The following is an 8,831-nucleotide window of genomic DNA, read 5'->3' as shown; positions in this document are numbered from 1 at the left end:
GGTCGCGCCGCTGCGGAGCATCCTGGGCCGCGCCCTGGCCGGTGCGCTCGGCGCGTGCGGCGCGCTTGCGCTGCGCGTTGGCGCCCTGCGAGCGACCGCCGCCGCCCTGCTGGGGGCGGGCTTCCTTCGGCGCCGGCTTCACGTACGCGGCGACCTCGCCGACGAGCGCGGAGACCGGGGCGGAGTCGGCGGCGACGCGCTGCGGCGCGACGGTGATCGCGGCCTTCTTCAGCAGCTTCTTCAGGTCGTCCATCTGCGAGGGCATCGCGATCGTCACGACGTCGCCCGCCGAACCGGCGCGGGCGGTGCGGCCCGAGCGGTGCAGGTACGCCTTGTGCTCCATGGGCGGGTCGACGTGGATGACGAGCTCGATGTCGTCGACGTGCACGCCGCGCGCCGCGACGTCGGTCGCGACCATGACCTTGACCGAGCCGTCGCCGAACGCGGCGAGGTTGCGGTCGCGCTGGGGCTGCGAGAGGTTGCCGTGCAGGTCGACCGCGGGGATGCCCTGCTCGGTGAGCTTCTTCGCGAGCTTCTTCGCGTGGTGCTTCGTGCGCATGAAGAGGATGCGGCGGCCCTTGCCGGAGGCGAGGGTCTTCACGAGGTCGTTCTTCGCGTCGGTGTCGGCGACCTCGAAGACGTGGTGGGTCATCGCGGCGACGGGCGAGTTCGCCTCGTCGACCGAGTGCAGCACCTCGTTCTGCAGGTAGCGCTTGACGAGGCGGTCGACCCCGTTGTCGAGGGTCGCCGAGAACAGCAGGCGCTGACCGCCGCGCGGCGTCTTGTCGAGGATGCGCGTGACGACGGGCAGGAAGCCGAGGTCGGCCATGTGGTCGGCCTCGTCGAGCACGGTGATCTCGATCGCGTCGAGGTGCGCGTAGCCCTGGTTGATGAGGTCCTCGAGGCGGCCCGGGGTCGCCACGACGATGTCGACGCCGGCGCGCAGCGCCTCGACCTGGCGGCGCTGGTTGATGCCGCCGAAGATCGTCGTCGCCTTCAGGCCGTAGGCGGCCGCGAGGGGCTCGATCGTCGCGGTGATCTGGGTGGCCAGCTCGCGCGTCGGCGCGAGGACGAGGGCCAGCGGGCGGCCGGGACGACGGCCCCCGCCGGCGAGGCCGCCGCCGAGGCGGGCGACCATCGGCAGCACGAAGGCGATCGTCTTGCCGGAACCGGTCTTGCCGCGGCCGAGGACGTCGCGGCCGGCGAGGGTGTCGGGGAGGGTGTCGGTCTGGATGGGGAAGGGCTCGGTCTTGCCGTCGGCCGCGAGGACGGCGACGAGCGGGGCGGGAACGCCGAGTTCGGCGAAAGTACGGGTCACGGTGGATTCCGTTCGGGTTCGGATGCCGCGGGCGCCGGAGCGGCGCGACGCGCGGGATCGGTGGTGGCGAGGGCGCGGAATGCCGCGCCTCGGTCGCCGCATGAACGCTTGAGTCGACGGGCGAATGCCTGTGGAAAGTCGGACTACGACGCAGGTCCGCCGAAGCGGACCGTGTTCCACTCTATCGGATGCCCCTGGGAACGCCCCGGGCATCGCGACGGGCGCCCGCCGCGGGCATCCGGCACGGGCGTCGGACGGGGCGCCCGGGGGTCAGCCGTGCGCGAGCGCGCGATGCACCGACGCGACGGCGCTCGCGCCCTCGCCGACCGCCGCCGCGATGCGCTTCATCGACCCGTGGCGTACATCGCCGGCCGCGAAGACGCCCGGGATCGTGGTCTCGAAGGGCAGCGGGCCGCGGCCGAGGTCCACCCACAGCAGGTCGTCCGCGGCCGCCTCCGCGGCATCCATGTCGGTGAGGAGGAAGCCGCTGTCGTCGGTCGCGACGCCCCGCAGCCACGAGGTGCCGGGCTGCGCGCCGACGAAGCAGAACAGGGCGGAGGCGTCCACGTGCTCGGTCTCGTCGGCATCCCGCACCGACAGATCGACGGAGGCGAGGTGCCCGTCGCCGTAGAGCGCGGTGACCTCCGTCGCGAGCCGCACGTCGATGCGCTCGTGCGCCACGACCCGCTCGACGAGGTACGACGACATCCGCGATTCGAGGGTCCGCCCGCGCACGACGAGCCGCACGGTGCTGCCGTTGTCGGCGAGGAAGAGCGCCGCCTGCCCCGCCGAGTTCGCCCCGCCGACGACGACGACCGGGGCGCCGGCGCACGCCCGCGCCTCGAGCTCGGTCGTCGCGAAGAAGATGCTGCCGCCCTCGAAGCCGTCCCAGCCGTCGAGGGGGAGTCGGCGGTAGCGCGCGCCGGTGGCCACGATGACGCTGCGCGCCCGGATCGGATCCCCGCCCTCGACGTCGATCTCCACCCGTCCGCCCGGCAGCGGCCGGAGGCCCAGCACGGCCGTCGGCGACGACATCCGCACGCCGAACTTCAGCGCCTGCACGATGCCGAGCTCGGTGAGCTCGTCGCCGGAGAGCCCCTGCGGGAAGCCGAGGTAGTTCTCGATGCGCGAGGACGCCGCCGCCTGACCGCCCGGCGCGAGCGCGTCGAGCACGAGCGTCGACAGCCCCTCGGACGCCCCGTAGATGCCCGCCGCCAGCCCGGCGGGCCCCGCACCGACCACGACGAGGTCGTATTCGTGGTCGCCGTCGATCTTGAATGCGAGGCCGACCGCGTTGGCGAGCTTGCGCGGCGTCGCGTGCTCGATGACCTTGCCGCGCGTCAGCACGATCGGCAGCTTCGCCGGGTCGGCGCCGGATGCCTCGATCGCGACCCGGCCGCGCTTCGTCCCGGCGTCGAGCCAGCGATGCGGCAGATCCACGAGGGCGCAGTACGAGCGCAGCGCCATCGCGGCGCCCGTGCCGTCGACGCCGATGATCTCCACGGTGCGGTCGGCCGCCGCCATGAGCAGGCGCCGGCGCGCGCGGAACGTCGAGAGGAATACATCGGAGAGCGGGCCATCCGTCGTCATGAGCTTCGCGAAGACCGCGTGCGGGATGCGTCGGAAGACGCCGCCCTCCGACACCACGGCCGTGAGGAGCGACGCCTGGTTCGAGAGCATCGCGAGTTCGCCGAGGAACTCGCCCGGATGCCACTGGCTGATCACCCGCGCGGGCGCCGACGCCGTCGCCTCCCGTACGATGTCGACTTTGCCGGACTCCACGACCCACAGGTCGAGGTCGACGTCGCCGGCGCTGAAGAGCACCTCGCCGGCATCCAGCGCCACCGGCACGCCGAGCGCGAGCAGGCGGTCGAGCAGCCGCTGCTCGAGGACGGGGTTCGCGGCGGAACCCGGGGGCACCCGGAACGGCGGACGCTTCGGCACGGTCATCCTCTCGGCGCACCCGACCAGCGCTCGCCGACGCCGATCTCCTGGTGCACGGTGTTGGTCCGGCCGACCGACGGCGCCCGCCAGGACGGGTCGTAGGCGAAGGGCGGGTTGTAGGCGAAGTTGAAGTCGACGACGATCGAGTCGTCGTCGGCGCCCGCGCCGAGATCGGCGCCCTTGGCGGTGTCGAGCAGGTATCGACCGCCCTCGAACGTGCCGCCAGGCACTCCCGCGAGCGAATCGCGGATCGGGAGGAACAGCCCGCCGCCGTAGCCCGTGAACCGCCAGAGAGCGAGGTCGCCGAGGTACGGCACCCGCACCCGGCCGATCCGCACGAAGGCCGCCGGGTCGTCGGCGTTGCCGTCGAAGCGCTCCGGGTCCTCGTCGTCGGGCTTGCGGCGCACCTCGAGCTCGAAGCGCCAATCGGGGTCGTACCGGCTCACCGTCAGCCCCGTGAAGCGCGCTCGATCGTCGGGCAGCAACGGCGAGAGCGGATGCCCCGCGAAGAGCTCATCGCGGCCCGAACGCCAGAGCTCGTGCCCGTCGGCGGGGTTCCGGGCGCTCAGCTGGCGCACGCCGGCGTACAGGCCGGTCACCCGGCGCCGCCAATCGGCGAGCTGCAGCGCCCCGATCGTGGACCCCATATCGGGACAGTAGTCCCTCGACCCGCGCCGGGTCACGGCCCCCGGACGGGGGCGGGGCGGCGGTGCTTCCCCCTCCCCTCCCCCCCCTTTCGCGAGTGGGTAGGTATCGCGGGTGCGGCCGGCCCTCGACCCACGACACCTACCCACTCGCGAAAGGGGGAGGATGACGGGGCGTGACGGGCGAGGACGGTGGGCGGGGCCGGGCGCGGTTAGCCTCGTCGGATGACCGCGAACGACGCCTTCGGGCAGGCCAAGTACCAGGTGCGCCACGACCTCGGGGCGGCGGGCGCCGAACGCATCCTCCCCGGCGCGCACGTCGCGGTCGTCGTCGATGTTCTGCCCGCGATCGGTGCGGACGGCTCGGCCGGCGCCGCGCTCGCCGCGGTCCTCGACGCCGCCCGCGACCCGCACGGCGAGCCGATCGTCGTGCTCGAGGCCGGGTTCCGCAACCGCACGGCCGTCGCGCGGCGCATCCTCGACCTCCAGGAGGAGCGGGGCATCCGCCTCTTCGTCGCGGTCGTCGCGGCGGGCGACGCCGACGAGACCGGGGCAGCCCGGCTCGTCGCGGAGGACCAGCTCGCCGCCGGTGCCGTGATCGACGCGCTGACCGCGCTCGGCATCGACCACACCTCGCCCGAAGCCGCCGTGTCGAGCGCCGCGTTCGAGGGGCTCCGCCACGCGCTCAAGCACCTCGCCGGCGCCGCCGGCACGGGGGCCGCGCTCACCGCGGCCGGGCGGCGCGACGAGGTGCGGGCCGCGCTCGAGCTCGACGCGGACGTCGACGTGCCCGAACGGTGCGGCGCGCCGCAGGCCTGACGAACGCTGCGCCGGAACGGCGGGCCGCTCCCGTCAGGCGGCGCTCGACGCGTCAGCGGGGCGCTTGGCCGCGACGGCCGCCGCGGTGGCGAGCAGCGTGCGCATCGGCTCGGCCATCGAGCTGTCGACGTAGAGGGTCGTGTGCCCGGCGGCCTCGGCCGCCTTCGCCTTGCGGGCGCGGTGGGCGCGCACCTTCGCCCGGTTGCCGCAGCGCTGCATCGAGCACCAGCGGCGCGTGCCCGCGCGGGACGTGTCGAGGAACAGGTAGCCGCACTGGCCCTCGCAGATGCGGATGCGGCCCTCGTTGGCCGGGTCGAAGAGGCCGACGGCGTCGCGGGCGATCGTCGAGAGCGACTGGGCGACGGACTGCACCGACCGGCCGGCCTGCCGGCTGCCGCCGCCGAGGCTCGGCGGGATGTCGGGCGTCGCCGCGTAGAGATTGACGAGGTCGACGTCGGCGGGGCGCAGTTCGGCGCCCGCGGCGGCGGCCGCGACCATGCGGGCGATCGCGTCGCGCAGCGCGACGGCGTCGAACAGATCCCGCGAACGCGCCTGGCCGATCGCGAAGGGGAGTCGCGCGCCGAACCACTCGCCGAGCTCCACGGGCGTGTTGAGCCGTTCGCGGCCGACGCCAGTCGGCATCGGGCCCGAGTAGGCGAAGTCGAGCGCGAAGGATCCGGAATCGAACCACCACCGATGACCGTCTGGCTCGACGATCCAGTCGCCGACGGGGATCGACACGGTGGAGATCGGCACGGAAGGGACCGCCATTCGTTTCTTGCCCGCCCGAGGGCAGGGGGGTGCGCCGTCGTGCTCGTCGCCGCTGATCGGGCCGGCGTTCGGTCGGGGGAGGCCGGGGGAACGGCTAGGCCGAGGCCGATTCGGGGCGAATCGCTCGAGTGCGCGTCGCGGGGGTGACTTCCCGATGATTCCACACGATGAGATGCTGCGGGGAAAAGGCTCGCCGACAGCGGCCGCAGCTCATGGGCCGCGTGGGCTTGCGGTGGCGCACATGCTCGTGCCCGGCGGGGCAGCGGCCGACCCAACGGGCGAACTCGTCGGCCGTCGGCCCGCTGTGGGTGCGGCCGCCCGTGTAGCCGAGGGCGCGCGCCTGGGCGAGCCACACCGGGCCGTGCGCGGCATCGGCGCCGGCCATCGCGTGGGCGATCTCGTGCAGCAGCACCTGATGGATGTCGTCGTCCTCCCACCGCTCGGCGAGGTAACGGGACACCGTGATGCGGTGGGCGGTGTGGTTGCACTGCCCGGCGCGCCGCTTGGCGTGGTCGAACCCGAAGCTCCAGACGTCGGGATCGAGGTGGAGCCGGATCAGGGCTTCCGCCCACCGCCGCACGCGCTCGAGTTCCGCCATGTCCGCGATCGTAACGGCCGCGACCGACAGCACGCCCCGCCGCGGCGGGCGGCGGGCGCGGCTCAGGAACCGCGCTTGGTGACGAAGATCGAGCGGGCCGGCGGCGGCGAGGGCACCGCACGGTCGTCGGTGACGACCGGAGCGCCGGCGATGAACTGGACCAGCTCGGCGCCGTCGACGAGCTTGGCGGGCGCCGGGTCGGAGCCGAGGCGCCGCGGCATGGTGTCGAAGGGCAGCGGCGAGGGCGAGGCGTACATGACGATGTTGCCGAACCGTCGGCCCTTCAGCATCCCGGTGTCGGCGGCGATCGCGAGGTGCGGGTAGACGTGGGCGAGGGTCGCGGCCTGGGACCGCGCGAAGCCGAGTCCGGCGCCGTCGGCGACGTTGACGGCGAGGATGCCTCGCGGCGAGAGCAGCGGCGCGATGAGCCGATGGAACTCGAGGCTCGTGACGTGCGCGGGGGTGCGTGCGCCCGAGAAGATGTCGACGACGACGAGGTCGACGGCACCGTGGAGGCCGGCGGGGAGCTTGGCGACGACTTCGCGCGCGTCGCCGTGGCGCACCCGGATCTGGGCGCCCTTCGGCAGCGGCAGCACCTCGCGCACGAGGTCGACGAGGTCGCTCTCGATCTCGACGACCTGCTGTCGGGAGCCGGGACGCGTCGCCGCGACGTAGCGGGGGAGCGTGAAGGCTCCCGCACCGAGGTGGACGGCCGTGATCGGCGCGCCGTCTGGGGCGACGAGGTCGGCGGCGTGGCCGATGCGTCGCACGTACTCGAAGCCGAGCCAATCGGGGCGCTCGAGCTCGAGGTGCGACTGCGGGGTGTCGTCGACGTAGAGCGTCCAGGAGCCCGGCTGCTGCCGCGACTCCTCGAGGCGGGCGAGGTGTCCGCTGAGACCGAGTCGTCGCTGGAGTTCGGGCGGTTCGGCCATCCCTACACGGTACCCGGGCGGGTGCCGGGCGCGGGTGCGTCGACCTCGGAGGCGTCCTGCTGCGCTTCCTCCGGCGTCTCGCCGGGGGCGTCCTGGTAGGCCTCGGAGAGACGACGGTAGGACTTCGTGGTGAAGGCGAGCAGCGCGAGCACGGCGAGCACGATGCCGCTGAAGAGGAACACGAGCGCGATGCCGCGCGCTTCGCCCTCGCCGAGGAGCCAGCCCCAGGTCGCCTGCCCGTCGGACGAGTCCATCCACGGGATGATCCAGAACTCGGCGATGGGGGCGATGAGGAACGCGGTGATGGGCGCCGCGGCCGACTCGAAGGCGGCGGCGAAGCCGAACACACGCCCCTGCCGCCGGAACGGCACGACCTTCTGGATGACGGTCTGCTCGCTCGCCTCGACGGCGGGGATGAGCGCCATGTAGAGCCAGATGCCGAGCGCGTAGAGCCACCAGAACTCGCGGATCGTGAAGAGCGAGCCGAGCACGCCCATGGCGACGCAGACGAGCAGCATCGTGCGGATCGGGTTCTTGCCGAGGCCGAGGGTCGAGATGACGATGCCGCCGATGATGAAGCCCGTCGAGGCGACGCCGAAGACGATGCCCCACATCTGCACCGAGAAGAGCTCGAGGCCGTACGGGTCCATGAGCGCCATGTAGACGCCGCCGATGAGGTTGTTGAGCGTCGTGAAGAGGATGAGCGCGACGAGCCCGGGCACCGCGCGGATCGTGCGGAACGAACCGCGCAGGTCGACGGCGGGGGGCCGGCCGCCCTCGTGCTCGGGCTCCGCCTCGGGGAGGCGGATGGTCAGGAGGTGGATGAAGGTCAGCACCGTCAGCCCGACGGCGACGTAGAGCGTGCCGAGCATGCCGAGGTAGCCGACCGAGAGGCCGGAGAACACGCTCGTGACGATGAAGGCGACGCCCTGCACGGTGCCGACGAGCCCGTTGGCGTTCGCGTGCCGCTCGACGGGCACGAGGAGCGTGACGGTCGTCGAGAGGGCGATGTTGCGCAGCTGCTCGACGACGGAGCCGAGCAGCACGATGCCGGTGAAGAGCCAGAACCACGGGCCGCCGAGCTGCGTGAAGTCGGACTCCGGACGCAGCACGAACAGCGCGAGCGCGACGAGGAACGCGATCGTCGTGACGGTCGAGGAGAAGACCATGACGCGGATCTTGCGGTGCCGGTCGACGAGCGTGCCGAAGGGGATCGCGAAGATCGCCACGAGCAGCATGTAGGTGCCGCCGACGATGCCGGTCGCGAGCACGGAGCGCGTCTCGAGGTAGATCCAGAAGGTCAGCGCGAACCACAGGAAGCTCGTGGTCAGGTTGGCGAGCGCGGTGTTGACGAGGACGTGCACGAAGCGGCGCATGCCGTCGGCAGGGGGCGGCGCGGCGTTCGCGGCGGTCTCGGTCTCGGCCGTCGGCTCGGTCTCGGCGGTCATGAGGCGAGGGTAGGCGCGACCGGCGACATCCGCAGCCGGAACCGGCCCGTTGGTCGAGTAGCGCAGTACTCCGAGACCCGGTGAGGCAACTGGCGGGGTCTCGATACGTCGCTGCGCCGTATCGACCGGGGAGGGGTCGGGATCAGCACGCGCCCCAGAGCACGAAGTCGAGCCGCGGCCCCTCGAGCACTTCGACCGGGAACGGCCCGTCCGCGCGGAGCCGGGCGACGACGTCCGCGGGGATGCCCCGCGGCCCGGCGACGAGCACCGCGTTGCCCTCCTCGTCGCCGGCGAGCACGGCGGGCGGCGCCGCCGCGAGCACTTCGGCGCCCGGATCGGCGCGCGCGATCCCGCGGG

8 protein-coding genes and 1 pseudogene are annotated in these 8,831 nt (G+C 73.1%); 1 reads left to right on the top strand and 8 read right to left on the bottom strand.

Annotated elements, in window-relative coordinates; translation table 11 throughout:
- The 3 genes from GB864_RS17355 to GB864_RS17345 form a co-directional block, all read right to left on the bottom strand.
- A partial coding sequence (locus tag GB864_RS17355) for a DEAD/DEAH box helicase (protein ID WP_336604067.1) occupies nt 1–1,318 on the bottom strand: 1,318 nt, incomplete at its 3' end.
- Between the two features lie 270 nt (nt 1,319–1,588).
- Nucleotides 1,589–3,262, bottom strand: coding sequence for an FAD-dependent oxidoreductase (locus GB864_RS17350; protein ID WP_160426945.1), 1,674 nt, complete (start codon nt 3,260–3,262; stop codon nt 1,589–1,591).
- 2 nt (nt 3,263–3,264) lie between these two features.
- On the bottom strand, nt 3,265–3,909 hold the full coding sequence (locus GB864_RS17345) for a DUF1684 domain-containing protein (protein ID WP_160426944.1): 645 nt from the start codon (nt 3,907–3,909) through the stop codon (nt 3,265–3,267).
- Nucleotides 3,910–4,131: 222 nt separating this feature from the next.
- On the opposite strand from GB864_RS17345, the gene GB864_RS17340 reads away from it, so the two are divergent.
- On the top strand, nt 4,132–4,725 hold the full coding sequence (locus GB864_RS17340; protein ID WP_160426943.1) for a 2-phosphosulfolactate phosphatase: 594 nt from the start codon (nt 4,132–4,134) through the stop codon (nt 4,723–4,725).
- Nucleotides 4,726–4,758: 33 nt separating this feature from the next.
- Here GB864_RS17340 and GB864_RS17335 read toward each other — a convergent pair whose 3' ends face one another.
- The 5 genes and pseudogenes from GB864_RS17335 to GB864_RS17315 all read right to left on the bottom strand — a co-directional run.
- The gene (locus GB864_RS17335) at nt 4,759–5,496 is read right to left on the bottom strand and encodes a CGNR zinc finger domain-containing protein (RefSeq protein WP_160426942.1); all 738 of its coding nucleotides are present in this window, start codon (nt 5,494–5,496) and stop codon (nt 4,759–4,761) included.
- Between the two features lie 94 nt (nt 5,497–5,590).
- Nucleotides 5,591–6,094 (bottom strand): SprT-like domain-containing protein, encoded by a 504-nt coding sequence (locus GB864_RS17330; RefSeq protein ID WP_160426941.1) that lies wholly within the window; start codon nt 6,092–6,094, stop codon nt 5,591–5,593.
- Nucleotides 6,095–6,156: 62 nt separating this feature from the next.
- A complete protein-coding gene (locus GB864_RS17325; protein WP_160426940.1) occupies nt 6,157–7,026 on the bottom strand; it encodes a spermidine synthase in 870 nt (289 codons plus the stop codon).
- A gap of 2 nt (nt 7,027–7,028) precedes the next feature.
- A complete protein-coding gene (locus GB864_RS17320; RefSeq protein ID WP_419672801.1) occupies nt 7,029–8,474 on the bottom strand; it encodes an MFS transporter in 1,446 nt (481 codons plus the stop codon).
- A 142-nt stretch (nt 8,475–8,616) separates the two neighbouring features.
- Nucleotides 8,617–8,831 (bottom strand): annotated as a pseudogene (locus GB864_RS17315) (hypothetical protein); the annotation flags it as partial.

Source organism: Agromyces seonyuensis (assembly GCF_009789225.1).
GTDB lineage: Bacteria > Actinomycetota > Actinomycetes > Actinomycetales > Microbacteriaceae > Agromyces > Agromyces seonyuensis.
Note: the sequence above shows the minus strand (reverse complement) of the source record. Positions and strands in the feature narration are given on the sequence as shown.